Origin of the sequence: Spirosoma aureum, assembly GCF_011604685.1 — a bacterium.
Lineage (GTDB): Bacteria > Bacteroidota > Bacteroidia > Cytophagales > Spirosomataceae > Spirosoma > Spirosoma aureum.
Genome location: NZ_CP050063.1, coordinates 6,185,551 through 6,204,342, shown reverse-complemented (window position 1 = coordinate 6,204,342; position 18,792 = coordinate 6,185,551). Strand labels below are relative to the sequence as shown.

17 protein-coding genes are annotated in these 18,792 nt (G+C 49.0%); 10 read left to right on the top strand and 7 right to left on the bottom strand.

Translation table 11 applies throughout. From position 1 onward, the window contains the following. The first annotated feature begins 35 nt into the window (after window positions 1–35). The 3 genes from G8759_RS24635 to G8759_RS24625 are packed head-to-tail and all read left to right on the top strand — an operon-like array spanning window position 36 to window position 6,073. The gene (locus tag G8759_RS24635; protein WP_167214095.1) at window positions 36–1,367 is read left to right on the top strand and encodes a c-type cytochrome; all 1,332 of its coding nucleotides are present in this window, start codon (window positions 36–38) and stop codon (window positions 1,365–1,367) included. A 6-nt stretch (window positions 1,368–1,373) separates the two neighbouring features. Further along, the gene (locus G8759_RS24630; RefSeq protein ID WP_167214092.1) at window positions 1,374–4,742 is read left to right on the top strand and encodes a VCBS repeat-containing protein; all 3,369 of its coding nucleotides are present in this window, start codon (window positions 1,374–1,376) and stop codon (window positions 4,740–4,742) included. Next, on the top strand, window positions 4,739–6,073 hold the full coding sequence (locus G8759_RS24625; RefSeq protein ID WP_167214089.1) for a vanadium-dependent haloperoxidase: 1,335 nt from the start codon (window positions 4,739–4,741) through the stop codon (window positions 6,071–6,073). Before G8759_RS24630 ends, G8759_RS24625 begins: the two co-directional genes overlap by 4 nt. 42 nt (window positions 6,074–6,115) lie before the next feature. Here the strand turns inward: G8759_RS24625 and G8759_RS24620 are convergent, their stop codons facing one another. After that, entirely contained in the window at window positions 6,116–7,006 is an 891-nt protein-coding gene (locus tag G8759_RS24620; protein ID WP_167214082.1) for a hypothetical protein, read from the bottom strand. Window positions 7,007–7,121: 115 nt separating this feature from the next. After that, complete coding sequence (locus tag G8759_RS24615) at window positions 7,122–7,805, bottom strand: SDR family NAD(P)-dependent oxidoreductase (RefSeq protein ID WP_167214079.1); 684 nt, start codon at window positions 7,803–7,805, stop codon at window positions 7,122–7,124. A 293-nt stretch (window positions 7,806–8,098) separates the two neighbouring features. Between G8759_RS24615 and G8759_RS24610 the strand changes: the two genes are divergently transcribed. From G8759_RS24610 to G8759_RS24585, 6 genes are all read left to right on the top strand, one after another. Continuing rightward, the gene (locus G8759_RS24610) at window positions 8,099–8,659 is read left to right on the top strand and encodes a hypothetical protein (RefSeq protein WP_167214076.1); all 561 of its coding nucleotides are present in this window, start codon (window positions 8,099–8,101) and stop codon (window positions 8,657–8,659) included. Window positions 8,660–8,775: 116 nt separating this feature from the next. Beyond that, a complete protein-coding gene (locus G8759_RS24605; RefSeq protein ID WP_167214073.1) occupies window positions 8,776–9,624 on the top strand; it encodes an AAA family ATPase in 849 nt (282 codons plus the stop codon). Window positions 9,625–9,696: 72 nt separating this feature from the next. Further along, window positions 9,697–10,917, top strand: coding sequence for a vWA domain-containing protein (locus G8759_RS24600; RefSeq protein ID WP_167214070.1), 1,221 nt, complete (start codon window positions 9,697–9,699; stop codon window positions 10,915–10,917). A gap of 126 nt (window positions 10,918–11,043) precedes the next feature. Continuing rightward, the gene (locus G8759_RS24595; RefSeq protein ID WP_167214066.1) at window positions 11,044–11,751 is read left to right on the top strand and encodes an RsmE family RNA methyltransferase; all 708 of its coding nucleotides are present in this window, start codon (window positions 11,044–11,046) and stop codon (window positions 11,749–11,751) included. Then, complete coding sequence (locus tag G8759_RS24590) at window positions 11,748–12,410, top strand: DUF4159 domain-containing protein (RefSeq protein WP_167214061.1); 663 nt, start codon at window positions 11,748–11,750, stop codon at window positions 12,408–12,410. The genes G8759_RS24595 and G8759_RS24590 overlap by 4 nt, the downstream gene beginning before the upstream one ends. Before the next feature lie 219 nt (window positions 12,411–12,629). Then, window positions 12,630–13,436 (top strand): acyl-CoA desaturase, encoded by an 807-nt coding sequence (locus tag G8759_RS24585; protein WP_167214056.1) that lies wholly within the window; start codon window positions 12,630–12,632, stop codon window positions 13,434–13,436. Between the two features lie 95 nt (window positions 13,437–13,531). Here G8759_RS24585 and G8759_RS24580 read toward each other — a convergent pair whose 3' ends face one another. From G8759_RS24580 to G8759_RS24570, 3 genes are all read right to left on the bottom strand, one after another. Next, a complete protein-coding gene (locus tag G8759_RS24580; RefSeq protein ID WP_167214053.1) occupies window positions 13,532–14,059 on the bottom strand; it encodes a 5' nucleotidase, NT5C type in 528 nt (175 codons plus the stop codon). Window positions 14,060–14,157: 98 nt separating this feature from the next. After that, window positions 14,158–15,606 (bottom strand): dihydrolipoamide acetyltransferase family protein, encoded by a 1,449-nt coding sequence (locus G8759_RS24575; protein WP_167214050.1) that lies wholly within the window; start codon window positions 15,604–15,606, stop codon window positions 14,158–14,160. 89 nt (window positions 15,607–15,695) lie between these two features. Next, a complete protein-coding gene (locus G8759_RS24570) occupies window positions 15,696–16,946 on the bottom strand; it encodes a competence/damage-inducible protein A (protein WP_167219232.1) in 1,251 nt (416 codons plus the stop codon). A gap of 139 nt (window positions 16,947–17,085) precedes the next feature. On the opposite strand from G8759_RS24570, the gene G8759_RS24565 reads away from it, so the two are divergent. Next, window positions 17,086–17,847: a DUF4197 domain-containing protein gene (locus tag G8759_RS24565; protein ID WP_167214047.1), complete on the top strand. Its 762-nt coding sequence runs from the start codon at window positions 17,086–17,088 to the stop codon at window positions 17,845–17,847. Window positions 17,848–17,928: 81 nt separating this feature from the next. On the opposite strand, the gene G8759_RS24560 is transcribed toward G8759_RS24565, so the two are convergent. Together G8759_RS24560 and G8759_RS24555 are read right to left on the bottom strand one after the other, a co-directional pair. Further along, window positions 17,929–18,330 (bottom strand): group III truncated hemoglobin, encoded by a 402-nt coding sequence (locus G8759_RS24560; RefSeq protein ID WP_167214044.1) that lies wholly within the window; start codon window positions 18,328–18,330, stop codon window positions 17,929–17,931. Window positions 18,331–18,354: 24 nt separating this feature from the next. Continuing rightward, on the bottom strand, window positions 18,355–18,699 hold the full coding sequence (locus tag G8759_RS24555; protein ID WP_167214040.1) for an ArsC family reductase: 345 nt from the start codon (window positions 18,697–18,699) through the stop codon (window positions 18,355–18,357). Between the last annotated feature and the right edge of the window lie 93 nt (window positions 18,700–18,792).

The following is an 18,792-nucleotide window of genomic DNA, read 5'->3' as shown; positions in this document are numbered from 1 at the left end:
GTCACCTTGACGGGTTGGCTTTTTTCGGATTGTTTATGAAGCAGTGCCTGGCACATGGATTAATCTGGTTAAGTTGGTTTTTAGTAAGCAACACTGTTTATGCGCAGAAGCCAACGTTTTACCGGGATGTCCAACCGTTGATTCACGCTAAATGCGCGGTTTGCCACCGGCCGGGTGAGGCTGCTCCGTTTTCACTGATTACCTACGAGGATGTAACGAAACGGGCGAAGTTTATCCGGAAAGTGGTGAATACGGGCTATATGCCGCCCTGGCGGGCTGATGATCATTATGTTGAATTTGCCAACAAACGCAGCCTGACACCCGAACAGATCAAAATACTAACCGACTGGATCGATGCAGAAATGCCAAAAGGCAAAATCAATACCGATGCCGAAAAGGAATTGCTAACCCGAGCGCAGGCGGGTACGGGCTATAACCGGGTGCCCGATCTGACCTTAAAAATGCCCCAGCCCTTTAAGGTAATCGGCGATGGAGTTGAGCGATTTATGGTATTCAAGATCCCGTTCGAACTGGCCCAGGAAGCGAACGTAGAAGCAATCGAGTTTACGTCAACAGACAAAAAGAGTATCCATCACGCCAACTTTGCCATTCACCCGGTCGATGATCCGGGCATTGATTTGAACAACACGGTCGCGCAGGTTAACCTGAATGGCGATGATGCGTCGCGCTACAGGGAGTGGTTGCCTTACAAAAAGCAACTGACCTACTACAGCGGCTGGATTCCCGGAACAACCGTCGAAACGTACCCGGCCGATATGGGCTGGGTGATGCCTAAACGAGGAGTCGTACTGCTGACTGTTCATTTTGGCCCGGCTGCCAAAGACATCGAGAATGTAAGTGGCATCAATTTTTTCTTTACGAAAAAGCCCATTCGACGAACAGTAAAAGTAATAAGTTTAGGGTCTGGGGGTATTGGTGAGAAAGAAATTACACCTCCGCTGCTGGTATTTGGTGGCGATAGCCTGACAACCCGACTGCGAATCGCATATCGAAATCAGCCTATCACGCTATTGTATGCCTGGCCCCATATGCACCAGATTGGCAAGCGCTTCACCGCTTTCGCTACCCTGCCCGGTGCCGATACGCTGCGGCTGGTACGCATTCCGGACTGGGACTTTCGCTGGCAGGAAGTGTATCGCTATCAGAAACCAGTCATTCTGCCGACAGGGGCGGTAATTAACGTGATCGGAACGTATGATAACACCGAAGGAAACCCCCAGAATCCAAACAAACCACCTAAGCTGATCACCTCAGATGGTCAGATGCGTAGCGATCAGGAAATGCTGACACTGCTACTGCTGTACGTAGCGTATGAACCGGGCGACGAAAACCTTCGGCTTAACTGACCTGTTATGTGGACTCCTCAATTAGTGCTGGCGGCTGTCTGTTTAGTTGCGGGATTACTCTGGCCCGAAACAAGTTCAGATCCAGCTCCGCTCTTTACGGTGCTATCGCCCGAACAAACCAATGTGCGGTTCATCAATAACCTGACGGAAACGGATTCACTGAACATTTTTCGGTACGAATACCTCTACAATGGCAATGGGGTTGGTGTCGGCGATTTTAACGATGATGGCCAGCCCGATTTGTTTTTTTCGGGCAACACCGTTCCGCATAAATTGTATCTCAATCGAGGCAGCTGGCAGTTCGATGACGTGACCGGGCGGGCGGGTGTTGCAGGGAATGGAACCTGGGCGACGGGCGTGAGTGTGGCCGACGTAAACGGCGATGGTCGATTGGATATTTACGTCTGTCATTCTGGAAAATACCCCGCCGAAAAGCTGGTCAACGAGTTGTTTATCAATGAAGGCGTTCGCGATGGCGTGCCGCAATTTAAGGACCGGGCCAGCGAGTTTGGACTCGATTTGCCGGGTACTCAATCGACGCAGGCTGCTTTTTTCGACTACGACCGCGATGGTGATCTGGATGTTTTTCTGCTGAATCACTCCAACCATACCTACAATCCATTTCTGAATACCCGCAAAATCAGGGCAACCCCCGATATGCGGTTCGGGAACCGATTACTGCGCAACGATAACCAGAAATTTGCCGATGTTACGCTGGCTGAGGGCATTATCAACAACCCGCTCAATTTCGGCCTTGGCGTGGGGGTCAGCGACCTGAACGCTGATGGCTGGCCCGATCTATACACCACCAGTGATTATACGGAACAGGATTGTCTGTATCTCAATCAGCACGATGGCGCTGGCCACCATACCGGCTTTAAAGAATCGTTACGAACGGCTATGACGCATACATCGCGGTTTTCGATGGGGTGCGATCTGGCAGATTTCAACAACGATACCTTACCCGATGTAGTAACACTGGACATGTTGCCGGAGGACAATCACCGCCAGAAAATGCTGAAAGGCCCGGATGAATATGACGCCTATCAGATGCTGATCGACAGCGGATATTTCCGGCAACAGATGCGAAATATGCTCCAGCTCAATCGGGGACTGGAAGACAAAAAGCAAATCCGGTTTAGTGAAATAGGGCAGCTGGCGGGAATAGCCGCCACCGATTGGTCATGGTCGGCTCTGTTGGCCGATCTGGATAATGACGGCTGGAAAGATCTGTTCGTAACAAACGGTTATCTGCGCGACTTCACGGATCTGGACTTTATGAAATACACCGTTGCAGAAGCCAAACTGCAGGAAGCGGCCAAGGGAAATCTGAACTTTCAGACCATTGATCTGGTGCGGAAAATGCCCTCGAACCGCCCCACTAACTATGCGTTTCGGAACAACCATGACCTGACTTTCAGCAATCAATCAGCAGCATGGGGCCTGACGATACCGGCAGTGTCAGGTGCTGCGGCTTATGCTGATTTCGATGGAGATGGCGACCTGGATCTGGTCGTCTGTAAGCAAAATGAACCGGTAGGCATTTTCCGGAACAATGCCGAACGGAACCGTGCCGACGCTCATTTTCTGCGGGTTCGCCTGCGGGGGCAGGGACCCAATTCGCAGGCAGTCGGGGCGAGGCTAGTGCTCGAAACCACCGACGGACGGCAACTACAGGAGGCTTATACTGTGCGGGGTTATCAGGCGTCCGTCGAACCTACGCTTCATTTTGGCATAGGAAAGCAAACGAGCATTTCCCGATTGACGGTATACTGGCCAGACGGTACTCAGAGCCAGCTCGCCAATCTGCCCGCCGATCAGACCATCACGATAAAGCAAAATGAAGGTAGCAGGCAAACCGTTCAGCAAATGCCGGAAGTCGCCTGGTTTAAGCCATTGGCAATGAATCAATTGTTGCCTTATCGGCACCGCGAAAACGATTTTATCGACTTCAAGGTAGAGGTGCTGATTCCGTATGAACTGTCGCGGCTGGGACCAGCCTTAGCCAAAGCGGATGTAAACGCTGATGGGTTGGACGATGTTTTTCTGGGTGGTGCCGTCGGGCAACGGGATGAATTGTGGATTCAGCAGTCGAATGGTTCGTTTAAACGTGCTGATTCGCAGCCCTGGCTCGCCGATGCAGCCAGTGAGGATGTAAACGCCCTGTTTTTCGATGCTGACCACGATGGTGATGCGGATTTATATGCCGTAAGTGGAGGAAATGAATACGAAGATGGATCGCCGGAATACCAGGATCGTTTTTATGTAAACGATGGGAAAGGGAATTTTACCCGCGTCCCACAGGCTCTGCCACAAATGCGAAGCAGCAAACTGGCCGTAGCAGCTGCTGACATGGATCAGGATGGCGACCTTGATTTGTTTGTGGGTGGCCGGGGTAAGCCAGGCTCCTTTCCATTCCCGTCGGAAAGTTATCTGCTGCGTAACGATACACCCTCCGGCGGATCTGTACGCTTTACCGACGTTACCGACCAGATAGCCCCGGCTCTACGGCATATCGGTATGGTTCAGGCTGCTGCCTGGACTGACTTTCGGGGGGATAAGTTTCCCGATTTGGTACTTGCTGGTGACTGGATGCCGGTTCACCTGCTCGATAACCAGAAAGGGAAATTGACCGATATTTCCAGCGGGGCTGGCTTTACGGACACAGAAGGAATGTGGGCGAGTCTGTTGCTGGCCGACATCGATCAGGATGGAGATACCGACATCATAGCAGGTAATGCTGGCCTGAACAATCTGTTCCGGGCCGACGCCCGTCAACCGATGCGGATTACCACTACCGATATTGACAATGATGGTGTGCAGGACCCCATCTGGACTTATTATATTCAGGGCAAAGCTTTTCCGGTGGCTTCCCGCGACGAATTGCTCGATCAGGTAGTGCCCTTGCGGAAAAAATTTACCCGCTACCATCAATACGCCGACGCAACCATCACAGACATTTTAAATCCTTCACAATTAACCCAGGCATCGGTCGTAGCAGTTCGGCAACTGGCATCAGGGGTTTTTGTGAATCAGGGCAATAAAACATTCCGATTTGAGGCCTTTCCAATGGAGGCTCAACTGTCGCGGGCCAGCGCTTTGCTGATCGACGATCTGGATGACGATGGTAGGACAGACTTGCTGGTAGCCGGAAATTTCTATCCCTATCGCGTACAGTTTGGCCCTTGCTCGGCAAGTTTCGGTTGCTTGTTAAAGGGCAATGGGCAAGGTAAATTTCAACCTGTGCCTCCGCATAAAACGGGAATCTGGGCCAGTGGTGATGTGCGACAGGTGGTTAGTCTGCGGTCGGGAGCCGGTCGGCGACGATTACTTTTTACGGTCAATGATGGTTCGTTAGTAGGGTTTGAGCGATGAAGAAATTACTACTGGTCATCACCGCAGGTTTAATGAGCCTGACAACACCCGCGCCGAATCGTTCGGTATCGGTAGAGACGCGCTGGCTGCATTCGGCACACCAACTGCTAACGACCATCATGGTATCGGATGTGTTTTCGCCCCCCGTTGCTGCCCGAATTTACGCCTATGCACACATTGCAGCGTACGAAACGCTTGTGCCGTTTCAGGCTGGACGTTATCGATCCCTGGCCGGACAGATCCCGTCAATGGCACCGATGATCAGCACACCACCAGTTGGCTGCAATCCGGCCCTGGCGGCTACCGAAGCGTTTCTGCGCGTTGGGCGCACGATGATTTTTTCGGAGAAAACCTTCGATCTGGAAACGACACAACTGTGGGAACAGATTAAAGCAGCGGGCTATTCTGAAGAAACGATTCAAGTGTCGAAAGCATTTGGCGAACAGGCCGCTCAGCATGTCATCGCATGGGCTAAGGGCGACAACTACCGGCAAACACGGTCGCTCCGTCGGTATGCCCCCGTGAAGCAGGCTGGTGCTTGGGCACCAACACCCCCCGGTTACATGGCCGCTGTTGAACCTTATTGGGGCCGCATCCGACCATTCGTGCTGGACTCGGCTGCGCAGTGTCGGACAATAGGACCTCCTCCGTTTAGTACAAGCGAGAAAAGTCAATTTCGTGAGGCTGCGCGGGAGGTGTATGAAACGGGTAAAAACAGGACGGCCGAACAGCAGCTAATTGCTAGTTATTGGGATTGTAACCCGTTTTTTCTGAATACGCAGGGGCATCTGAATTTTGCCAGTAAAAAGCTTTCTCCCGGTGGTCACTGGTTGTCTATTGCCGGACAGGTTGCGCGTCAAACAAAAGCCAATCTGATCACGACGAGTGCAGCGTACACAATGACCGCGATTGCGCTCTTTGATGGGTTTATCAGTTGCTGGCATGAGAAATATCGTTACAATGTTATCCGGCCCGAAACATACATCAACGCCCATATTGACGAGAACTGGCGGCCGTTGTTGCAAACACCCCCCTTTCCTGAATATCCGAGCGGCCACAGTGTTGTATCGACTGCATCGGCAGTTGTGCTGTCGGCTGTTTTGGGCAAAAGCATTTCGTTCGTCGATAGCACCGAAATGGCTTATGGCTTACCGTCGCGCCGGTTCACATCATTTGATCAGGCCGCCGATGAGGCTTCAATCAGTCGTTTGTATGGGGGTATTCATTATCGGGCAGCGCTGCAAAACGGCCAGGCTATGGGAAAAGCAATAGGGGAGCTTGTAATCCGAAGAATAAACCCGCGTCAGGCAGTATTGAGTCAGAAACCATGATGATTTCTCGCGGGTGTCAATAGAGTGATGTTAACGCCCTGTTTAGTGTTTCTTTACTTCAAATTGACGCCCGTAAATGTACCGTAGGGCAAGCCCGAGGCCCCAGCCAGAACCATTTGACGTAATCGTGGCCTGTTGTTGCGAACCATTGTTAACCGTATAGAGCAGGTCAGATTTCAGCGCGTCGCCCAGTCCCCAATATTTGCGGGCATAAAATCCTAACTCGAAACGAGTGGATAGCCGAGTGGCATAGTCGATCCCAAGCTCGGCAATCCCCGTAACGCTGTTAAAAACAGTGGTTGTATTGTTGAGTCTGAGCGTATCGATGCGATTTCTGCCACGACGACTATAGCCAATCAGCTGGAAATCGCCCGTTTGTCCGCTGCCGTTAGGGATAAGCCACGCGCCCCCTGTGAGCCAGAAACCAGTGCCATTTACTGACCCTTTCCCTGATCCAATGCGTCGTTTTATTCGCAGAGGAATGCCATAACCATTGTTCAGGTAATTAAAGACAAGCGGATCTGCATTGTTGGCAATCGTAATATTGAGGTGAATTGGCGAACGGGTGTATCCCGTTTCAATCGTCCATGAATTGTGGTATGTATAGCCTAGCAAAACACTCCAGTTAGCTTTCGTCAGGGTGGCGCTACTCACCAATCCGTCGAGTGAATTGCTCAGGATGCTACCATCGCTGCGAAATCCCCCTTCGGTCCCTATGTACCAGGTTTGTATTTCGTTAAGCTGATCCAGCAGCTCGCGTCGGTTATCGGCTCGCTTCGATTGCCGGGTTTTTAGATTATCGTCGGGATCAGCCAGAATCACCCGCCGACGAACAGGAGGGGGAGCGTAATAATTTGTATCGATCACGACCTCCTGAGCTTGTGCCGATAGTGACAAACCGACCAGAAAGGCAAGAAGCGAGATGTTTTTCATGGTATAGTGCCTGACCAAATAGACTCGTGTTTCTATATCGATTACGCACATTTCTTTCACTACGTTGCTTGCTGGTGAAATTCACCGAAAGAGCGCAAGTCGAATGTCTGATTAATTACGATTGGTTGTATAATTTCAGGATTGGCTCACTGATTGTTCGGCCGATATCGGATAAAACAAACGCAATTGTTTTGCTGATTGCTTCCGGAGTTACCCATTTGGTCGGATCGGCATCGGGCATCGCCTGTCGATTTATGGGCGTATCGATGGTGCTGGGCACAATGACTGTTGCCGAAATATGGTTTCCTTTTCCCTGCGCATTGACCAGATTCGCCAGCTCAAAAATCAGCGATTTGCTGAGGGCATAGGCAAACAGGTTTTTGCCAGCCTCAGGCACCAGGGCTGGACGGGCCCCAACGAAAACAAACTGACCATCTCCCTGAGCTTCGAATCGGGTCATTAGGGGCTTAACGAGGTTGAAGGCAGTTAAAAAATTAATCCGATACATCTTGTCCAAAGCTGTCAGGTCAGTTTCTCCGATGCTGCCAGCCATAAATCCACCGACCAGCAACGCGGCCGCGTGAATGGGCCTGTCGGAAATCCTGGCAAGAAAATCGGCTATTTTATCCTCATCCAGAAGGTCAACAACATAACTTTCTACATTGGGCAGATGGTTAAATAGTCCCGGCTCTTTTGCTGAGCCCAGCGTGGCTATAATGTGGTAGCCGTCGTTATGTAATTCTTCTACGAGGCTGGTGCCCAAACTTCCGGAAGCACCAGTAACAAGCACAGTTTTCATAGCTTAAGAATTGTCAGATAAACCAACGTGAATTGGCTTTTGTCCAGGAAAGTAGTGTTATCGGCAAGCTACCAATTTTTGGTTAATCTGCCGTGGGCGTGCCCGTCCCAGAAATTGCGAACGTGATCGACTTTCTGAATACCTTTACCGACGAGTCAATAACCCAGGCCCCTAAATTCTCGGATCCGTTTAACTCGGCCATTTGGTGCCGGACGCTAGGAAACGGTGAATGAACGCTACATCAGAGATATAACCGAATATGGTTTCTTGTTAAGAAATAGTAGTTTTGCCCTATGGCAAACTACAAAAATGAGGGATTTAATCCCGAAGAAATAAACGCACTCAAGGAAGAGTGCCAGCAGGAAGGTAAATCGTTTGTGTATGTTGAAGACGATGATCTCGACGTGCTGGAATCCGGCGAATGCGTTCATATTCAGTTTCCAGGGTCCTATCAGGGGCAGGAGGTGATCTTTGATGCACTGGTTTACACGCTGCGCCTGCACCACAGCAGCCTGGTATATGAAATGGCCGTTGAGGAAGTGCAGAAGACGTTTCCAGAGTATGTTCCACCCGAGGACCGTAAGCCAACCTATAAAATCGCTCCTGAACTGGAGGAGGAAGCTGAAACAGCTCTGACCGAAATAATTGAGGAAATTGAAGAAACTGAAACGGTAAAAGTACAGGAGCACGTAGAGGTTGACACTGAATTCGACTATGGTATCAGTCTGGATGTATGCCTGAACGTTGAAGAGATTACCGATGAAGTAATTGAGGACTTTGTCCGTAATTTTAAAGACAATAACCTGCATTTAGATAACACGCTGTATTCATTTACCAGCAACGGAGAAGAGTAGTAATAGCGTTCAGTCTACAGTTGGCAGTATCCGGTAAATAGGGGCGTAGTGGCCAAAGACTGTTCATGGAGAACTGCTGACTGAAAACTGCCTACCGTATACTGAACAGGCCAACTATGAAAACTAATTTTTCGGGCACCGATACCTACGTTGCAACCCGTGAACTCAGTACGGCCGTGAACGCGTCTATCCAGCTTCAGAAGCCGCTGCTGATTAAAGGTGAACCCGGCACCGGTAAAACGTTGCTGGCCTACGAGATTGCACAGGCGCTCGGTAAGCCGCTCTATACCTGGCATATCAAATCGACAACATCGGCACAGCAGGGGCTTTATGAATATGACGCCGTATCGCGGTTGCGGGATTCGCAACTCGGAAGCGAGCGGATCGGAGATATTGACGCATACATCAAAAAAGGAAAGCTTTGGGAGGCTTTCGAATCAGAGGAGCAGGCCGTTTTACTGATCGATGAGATCGATAAAGCCGATATTGAATTTCCCAATGATCTGCTTCAGGAACTCGACCGGATGGAGTTCTACTGCTATGAACTTCGCCGGACGATCTCGGCCAAACATCGGCCGGTAGTTATCATTACGTCTAACAACGAAAAAGAATTACCCGATGCGTTTCTGCGCAGATGCTTTTTTCACTTCATCCGTTTCCCGGACCGGGAGACGATGCAGCAGATTATTACGGTTCATTTCCCCAATCTGTCGCAGGAGTTGATGATAAAAGCGATGTCGGTTTTCTACAGCATCCGCGATGTAAAAGCGCTCAAAAAGAAGCCATCGACGAGTGAACTGATTGACTGGATTCGTTTATTGTTAGTGGCGGGTGTTACGCAGGATGATCTGACGGATCTGGATGCGCTTAATGAACTGCCTCCTTATCTGGGTTCATTGCTCAAAAATGAGCAGGATACCGACCTGATGCTGGCCCTGCGCAAAAAAGGTGGACGACCGTATTAAAACAATACGATTGGAATTATGAATAAATCATGAGCTTGATAGTTATAACTCCTCCCGTAGATCCTTCAAACTGTGTTTCTCGATTTCTTTCTCCTCCTCCGTAAACACGCTTTGCCGGTCACTTTGCCGGAATATCTGACGTTATTGTCGGCGTTGCGGAGCGATGCCGGGAGTACGAGCGTCGAAGATTTTTATTACCTGAGCAAAACAGCCCTCATCAAGCACGAACAACACCTTGATTTGTTCGACCGACTGTTTGGCGAGTATATTACCGGCCAACAGTCGACACCTTTGGAAAGTCTCCCCGATGTCCCCCCCGAATGGTTAAAAGATGCGATCGAAAATCAACTAACCGATGAGGATCGGGTTGATCTTGACGCTGCTGGTGGCGTGGATGCACTCTGGCAGCAATTTCGCGAATTACTTGACGAGCAGAATGCGACCGGACCACTATTCGGTGGTAGTCGTTGGATTGGAACGGATGGAACGTCACCGTTTGGAACCAATGGTATGGGTAGTTCGCAGGAAGGATTTAACCTGGATAGTGGTGAAAAATCTCCAACTGGCGGTAACCGCAGTGCATCGAAAGTTTGGGAACAACGTGACTACAAAAATCTCGATGACAGTATTGAGCTGAATACGCGCAACCTGAAAATGGCCCTGCGCCGGTTGCGAATTCTAACCCGTGAGGGAGTTGAGGATGAACTGGACATTGACGGTACAATCGATAGCACGAGCCGTAATGCAGGTCTGCTGGACATTCAGATGCAGCCATCGCGTAAGAATCGAGTAAAAGTGTTGATGCTTTTTGATGTGGGAGGTTCAATGGACGAGCATATCGAACTGTGTTCGCATCTGTTCTCGGCGGCCCGCTATCAGTTCAAGCATCTTGAGTTTATGTACTTCCATAATTGTGTTTATGAAACCCTGTGGAAAGATAACCTGCGCCGACGTGAACGCGTGCCTACATGGGAAGTACTACATAAATACAACAAAGATTATAAAGTGATTTTTGTTGGCGATGCGGCCATGTCGCCCTACGAAATTACAATGGCTAAAGGGAGTGTAGAACACTACAACGAAGAGGCCGGCATTGTCTGGCTCGACCGATTTAAGGCTCAATATCCGAGTTTGGTCTGGCTTAACCCCAATGTTGCGGCTTATTGGAAATATACACAAAGTACATCGCTCATCCGCGAGTGGTCAGGTAATCGAATGTTTCCACTCACGCTGAACGGCCTGGAGCAGGCGATGAAAAGTTTGAAGAATCCGAAAGTAGTGTTTGTGCCATAACGTACAAATGTTCTAAGGTTTTCTCTTCGGTAGTTTGGGTTCGTTCTGCCTTCTTGGGTTATGCTCTGGTCCGACATTATCAGCAAATGATGGCTCTCATTCCCTGAATGCGTATTTTTGTAATCTATGCATTTATTTTATCAGCCAGAGCCAGTTCTTTACCTCACCGAAGACGATTCCCGCCATGCTGTCAAAACCCTGCGTCTGGGTATTGGCGACTCGATTGCCATAACGGACGGACACGGAAACCGGCATTCGGCCGTTATTACTCTGGCCGATAGTCGACGGTGTACGTTTCGAATAATCGACACCCACGTGACCGCTCCGCGCCCGTTTTCGATCCGAATTTGTGTAGCGCCAACAAAAAATATAGACCGTATTGAGTGGTTTATCGAAAAAGCTGTCGAAATTGGTATTGAGCGAATCAGTTTCTTTTTTGGTCAACATTCAGAACGTCGGGTGCTGAAGCTTGATCGGCTTGAGAAAATTGCCATTGCTGCTATGAAGCAGTCGTTGCAGTCGTTTCGGCCCCAGCTGGATGATGCCGTTTCGTTTAGTGATTTACTAAAAACAGTAGGCGGGCCGACCTTTCAGGAAGAACAATTGTACATCGCTCACTTACCCGAAAATGAAACTGTCATACAGTTGGCCAGGGCAGCTACAACTGCTGGCCGGTATGCGGTTTTGATTGGGCCCGAAGGTGATTTTTCGGAAAAAGAAATTCAACAGTCTGTTGCCGCTGGCTTTCAGATGGTGACGCTTGGTCCTAACCGACTGCGTACAGAAACCGCTGCACTGACGGCTTGTCAGTTATTAAATTTTATAAATACATGAAAAAGCTGCTGTTCATCTTAGTTGTTATTCTTCAATCATCATTCTTTGCTGCGCATGCGCAGTATGCTTATAAAGTTGCCAAGTTGAAGTACAACGGTGGGGGCGACTGGTATGCCAATAAAACATCAATGCCGAACCTGATCAAGTTTGCCAATGCCAATCTTCGGATGAACATCTTCCCCGAAGAGGATATTGTTGAACCCGGAAGCCCGGATATATTCGGATATCCATTTGTTCACATGACTGGCCACGGTAACGTCACGTTCAGTGAAGGTGACGTACAAAATATGCGCCGATACCTGATTTCGGGAGGATTTCTACACATTGACGACAACTATGGCCTGGATAAATTTATTCGTCGCGAGATGAAGAAAGTCTTTCCTGAACTTTCGTTTGTGGAGTTGCCGTTCAATCACCCCGTCTATCAGCAGAAGTTTAAATTTGCCAGTGGGCTGCCTAAAGTGCACGAGCATGATGGAAAAGCTCCGCAAGGATTTGGCCTGATCTATCAGGGCCGTCTGGTCTGCTTTTATAGTTACGAGTGTGATTTGGGTAATGGCTGGGAAGATCAAAGCGTTTACAATGATCCTGAGCCAACACGGCAACAGGCCCTTCGAATGGGCGCCAATTTGCTTCAATACGCTACAACAACGAACTAAGAATTTGTGAAAAAGTAAGTTGTCTCATCGGTTCTCGTACTATTTCACTGGTACGGAATTGCCTACTTTATAACCACTCTCCATTCGCTCTAAAGGCCTGAATTTCAAAATAATTAAAGTATTATTTGGAGACGGCAAGCCAAAACGGTTTAAATTTCGTTAGTTTTGTAGGAGTATTCTTATGTCACTCGGTTGTTCACCTTTTAATCAGTCATTATTGTGATTGTACTGGCCGCATTCATCGGACACTGGTATTTGTCCCTGTTTTGCCAAACATTCTTTCTGCATCGCTACTCAGCCCATAAAATGTTCGCCATGAGCAAGTTTTGGGAGCGGTTCTTCTATTTCCTGACCTATCTATCGCAGGGATCATCCTACCTGAGCCCACGGGCTTATGCCGTATTACACCGGATGCACCATGCGTTTAGCGACACACCCAAAGACCCTCACTCGCCCCATCATACAAAGAACGTATTCACGATGATGTGGCAGACCAAAAATATTTACAATGCCGTTCTGCATCGTAAACAGGTTATCGAAAAGCAATTCGACCGGAATTATCCAGAGTGGAATTTTATCGAAAAGCTTGGTGATTCCTGGATCTCAAGAGCCGGTTGGGGGGTGCTTTATAGCCTGTTCTACGTCTTTGCTTTTATTTATCTGGATATGCACTGGGCGTTTTTCTTCCTGTTGCCTGTTCACTTCGTCATGGGGCCCGTACACGGTGCAATCATCAACTGGAGCGGCCACAAGTATGGCTATGCTAACTTCGATAACCATGACAAGTCGAAGAATTCCCTGATTCTGGATGTTGTGATGATGGGTGAATTATTTCAGAATAACCACCACAAACGCCCTAACTCGGCCAATTTTGGAGCCAAGTGGTTTGAATTTGATCCAACCTATCCGGTTATCGGTCTTTTACATAAGCTTCATATTGTTCGTATGAGGCCTTCAGCAGAAAGCAAAAAGGCTCAGTTCGAAGTTGGGCATGACCGACGGGTTGAAGACGAAATAGAAGCCTGATCAGCCCAATATGACACAAACAAAAAGTCCCGGCATATGTCGGGACTTTTTGTTTTGGTAGTTATTCTAAAAAAATGCCGACAAATTGTAAGGCGTTATAGGAGCGCTGTTGCTACATCCTGCCAGGACGTTACGCGCCGAAACTGCTGGTCATCCCGATTATGCAGGGCATCGAACAGCAAGCCTTCGCCCTGAAACGTACGCAGGTTGCGCGGCAGATCGTCGATCAGAAAGTCAGTATTCAGGACGCTCTTATCGCCCAGAAAGATGTAGTTGTGCCAGGAGAGAGCCGGAAAATGTTCCTGTAGCCAATCCCACTTTTCCCGTAACGAATTAGGGAATTCCTGAGCAGCCGAAGCAACAAAAACATCATATTTCGTCATCAGATCGGCAATAACATCCTGAGCCCCTTCCATTACCGGAATATCACGGAAGAATCCCACTTCATAAACACGCTCCGATATGGCCTTGTACTCGTGTTCATCGAACAATTCATGGAATGATTTTTCTTTTAATTCTTCGAGCGTATATCGAGGCATTTCGCCTTCCAGATAGAGCTTAACAAATTTGGCGTGAGTGTCGGCCATGACATCATCCATGTCAATAGCAATGCGTTGTTTCATACACGTTTTGAACCAGGAATGATCTGATCCAGGGATTTACAGGATTTCTTCCAGCAGAAAGCAAAATCCCATAAATCCCTGGATCAGATCAATCCCGGTCAGATTTTTCGATTAATATCAAATTGTTCCAGATAATCGGCCACGCGCCGGACAAATTGCCCACCCAACGAGCCATCGACAACGCGGTGATCGTAGGAGTGCGACAGAAACATCAACTGGCGAATGCCAATAAAATCGCCCTGGGGTGTTTCAATAACGGCGGGTTTTTTCACAATGGCCCCGAATGCCATAATGGCCACCTGAGGTTGTACAATAATGGGCGTTCCCATCAGGTTGCCGAACGTACCGATATTGGAGATCGTGTACGTGCCACCGGCCAGATCGTCGGCAGAAAGTTTGTTTTCACGAGCGCGTTTGGTCAGTTCGTTCACTTTTTTAGTTAGGCCAACCAGATTATACTGATCGGCATCGTGAATGACCGGAACGATCAGATTACCACTGGGTAAGGCGACCGCCATCCCTATATTGACCGATTTTTTTACCAGTATCGAATCGCCCTCTACCGAAATGTTAATCATCGGAAAGTCTTTAATGGCCTTTACGATGGCTTCAACCAGAATCGGGGTGTAGGTTAGGTTCTCGCCAGTCTGTTGCTTAAACTGATCTTTGATGCGGGTTCTCCACTCAACAACGGGCGTCAAATCGGCCTCAACGAACGAACTGACATGGGGCGAAATCTGCTTGGATTCCACCATCCGCTGGGCGATCATTTTCCGCATCCGGTCCATCTGAATGATGTCGGTATGACCGTTGAGCGATGCGCTTTTCGGATTTGCCGGTTTGCTTGACGGTTGTATTGGGGGGGCTATAGGCTGGCCGTTGACTGCTGACTGCTGACTATTGGCTAAAGGTTGAAGCCGACCTTCAGAACGGTCGATTACATAAGCCAGAATATCTTTTTTCGTGACCCGGTTTCCGATGCCAGATCCCGGAATACGATCGAGTTCATCGCGCGAAACACCTTCTTCTTTTGCAATGTTCAGCACCAGCGGTGAATAGAATCGATCGGAGAAAACAGCCGTATTGCCAGCCAGTGCAGTAGCCGAAGCGGCAACGGCTTTTTCCGGGAAGGCAGTACGGCTACTCATGGCCGCAATGCTGGTTTCCAGCTCGCGTGCCGATTCAGAGACTTCACTGCTTTCAGGTTCGGCAGGAACATTCGCTACATCGCCAATGCCTTCTGGCGTCTGATTAGCCTCCAACTGAGGTTTATCAGGGATTGGTTGAGTGTCAGCTGCAATCTCTTCCTCAACGTCAATACGGGCAATGGGCGCACCAATCGCCACAACATCACCATTATTAACCAGAATTTCTTTCAGGATGCCATTTTGCGGAGCCGGAACTTCGGTATCTACCTTATCGGTAGCGACTTCCAACACCGATTCGTCGGCTTCAATACGATCACCGGGCTGCTTCAGCCAGGCAATAATCGTACACTCCATTATGCTTTCGCCCATTTTGGGCATAACCATGTCAATGAGAGCCATATTTCTCTAATGATGAATGACGAATGATACGTTCTGACTACTGAACAAACCAGCCGCTTGTTTCATTAGTCCGAACGTGTTATTCGGCATTAGTTTAAAAGTTCTTCCCGCAGCATGTTCAGCACATACGTTGAGGTGAGTTGAATGTTCTGGTCGCGATACTGGCCGAGCCGGAGTAATCTCGCCACGGTGCGTTGGTCGGTGGCGCAGGCAATCCAGATAGTGCCAACGGGTTTGTCGGGCGTGCCGCCATCGGGGCCTGCAATACCACTGGTTGCAATGCCAACATTGGTTCCAAGAGCTTTGCGGACACCCTCCGCCATTTGACGAACCGTTTCTTCACTAACGGCACCAAACTGCTCCAACGTAGCCGGTTCGACACCTAATTGATTCACTTTAACGGCATTGCTGTAACTGACAATACTGCCCCAGAAATAGGCCGACGAACCCGGCACTTTGGTAATCTGCGACGATACATAACCACCTGTGCAGCTTTCGGCGATACCAAGTGTCAACTGTTTGCCTTTGAGTAAGCGACCGACCACATCTTCCAGTTCATCGTCATCGTAACCAAATACATTTTTCTCGATTAACGGCAGCACTTTCCCGACCTGTTCATCGAGTTGCTGGTCAAGCAGGGCATCGTTATCGCCAGTCGTAGTCAGGCGTAGTTTGACCCCACCGAAACTGGGCAGATACGCCAGCTTTATCGGTTCTGGTAAAGCATCCTCCCAGGCTTCGATGCGTTCGGCCAGAAATGATTCACCAATACCTACCGTCCGAATCATTTTATGCTTGATGATCGGCGTCTTGAAATGTTCGCGCAGTTTGGGCAGAATCCGGTTCGACATCAGGTGTTTCATCTCGAACGGTACGCCCGGCAACGATACGTACACGCGTCCGTCATGTTCGAACCACATGCCCGGAGCAGTGCCCCAGTCGTTCTGAATGTACGTAGCGTTGGCTGGTAAGTCGGCCTGTCCCCGGTTGAGGTCAGTCATTTCGCGGCCCCGTTTTTCAAAGAAACTTGTCACCAAAGCCAGCGCCGTTTCGTTACGGACCAGATCGACGCCAAAATACGTACAGAGTGTTTTCTTGGTGATATCATCTTTGGTGGGGCCAAGACCACCGGTCAGAATAATAACGTCGGCACGTTGGTGCGCTTCGTGAAGAATTTGAAGAATGGCGTCGGCCTGATCGCCCACTGAGGACTTGCGGACTATGCGAATGCCGATGTTGGTAAGTTCAGTACCAAGCCAGGCAGTGTTGGTGTCGGTAATCTGTCCGAATAATATTTCGTCGCCGATAGTAACCACTTCGGCACGGATCGTGTTGGTCATAATGGATGCGGCCCGGAGGTCGCTGTAAATGGTGAAGCGGGCTATGCTTAAACCTTCGCTTCTGGCAGCGGTCAAAAGTACGAAAAAACGATTTAGAGCCGTTGTCCGTTATTTATTGGCAACCTGATTTACCTAACTAATGAAAAAAAATGTTCTTACAGCCACGTTGCTGGCTATGACGATCAGCGCAACCAGCTTCGGTCAGGACTCTACGCGCCAGAAATCGTCGGGTGGTGGTATTTTCGGTAAAATACTGGAGGCCGTTACCCAGCCATCTGCTGGTACATCGGGGGGGCTTACTACCAGCGATATTGCCTCTGGCCTGAAAGAAGCGTTACGAATTGGGGTAACGAATGGCTCTACGCAGGCGTCGCAGTTAGATGGTTATTTTAAAAATCCACTGCTAAAGCTCGCGTTTCCGCCCGAAGCACAAAAAGTGGCGACTAAACTTCGCCAGTTAGGTTTTAACAAACAGGTCGATCAGTTTGAATTATCGCTCAACCGGGCTGCGGAAGATGCCGCTAAAAAAGCCGCTCCCGTGTTCGTTAAAGCCATTACGTCGATGAGCATTCAGGATGCGGTTGGTATTCTGGGTGGCCCTAATGATGCAGCTACTCAATATTTACGCCGGACATCGGGCCAACAACTGGTGACTGAATTTACGCCTATCATCGACAGTACGCTGAAGAAAAATAATGCTACCCGTTATTATGGCGATCTCGTTAATACGTACAACAAGATTCCATTTGTGCAGAAAGCAAATCCTAATCTTACCGAATATGCAACGAATAAGGCCGTCGACGGTTTGTTTATTCTGGTAGCTCAGGAAGAAACGAAAATTCGCGAAAATCCGGCTGCCCGCGTAACCGATCTGTTGAAGAAGGTATTTTCGAAGCAGTAATTTGAGCCAGATCCAGTTTGAAAAAGTCTACCGAGCGCACAATACGTTCGGTAGACTTTTTTGCAAGTACACCTCCTTCGATTATCCGCCCATATAGGCATCGTTATTCAGGTACTCAAGCTTATTATTCCACACCAGCGCAATCTGAGTGGCCCGCTGCCGTACCTGCTCGGCAGTTTCGCCCGCAAAATTCTCCGTGAGGGTTGCCGAGAATAACTGTAGCCATCGCTCAAAGTGCTCAATGGTGAGCGTATGTTTCTGATTGACAATCAGGTGTGGACGAAATGGGTGGCCATCATAGGCATTGTTGCCCAGAATGATGCTTTCCCAGAACGCGTACATTTTGGGCAAGTGCTTCGAAAAGTCAACCTGGGCTACATCGGTGAAAATCGGTCCGATCAGCGGATCAATCTGCACTTTTTCATAGAATGAATCCACCAGAAAACGAATATCTTCTGGTGAATCGAGTGTTCGTTCAGGCATAACGTACCTAGTTGAAACTGACTTTTACACGAAAAGCTCTTCGTATTGGTCAGCCTTAAAGCCTAACGCTATAATTTGCCCATTTGATTCAATCAACGGCCGACGAATCACGGATGGTTTGTCGATCATCAGCGCAATAGCTTCTTCTGCATTGGTCGGTTTTTCGGTATCGGGCAGCTTTTTCCAGGTTTGCCCAGCGCGGTTAACCAGTTCAGTCCAGGGCTTTTGCGTAAGCCAGTGCTCAATTGTTTTCCGGTCGATCCCCTGCTTTTTATAGTCGTAAAATTGATAATCAATATTGTGTTCGGCAAGCCATGCCCGGCCTTTTTTCACGGTATCGCAATTCGGAATGGCATATAAGGTATACATAGTGATTGGTTTTGTGAGGGCGAATTTAGTAACACAGGCGGAAACCCGTACAGCCTATATTGGTGTTGGTAGTACATGTCTCCATCGCGACGG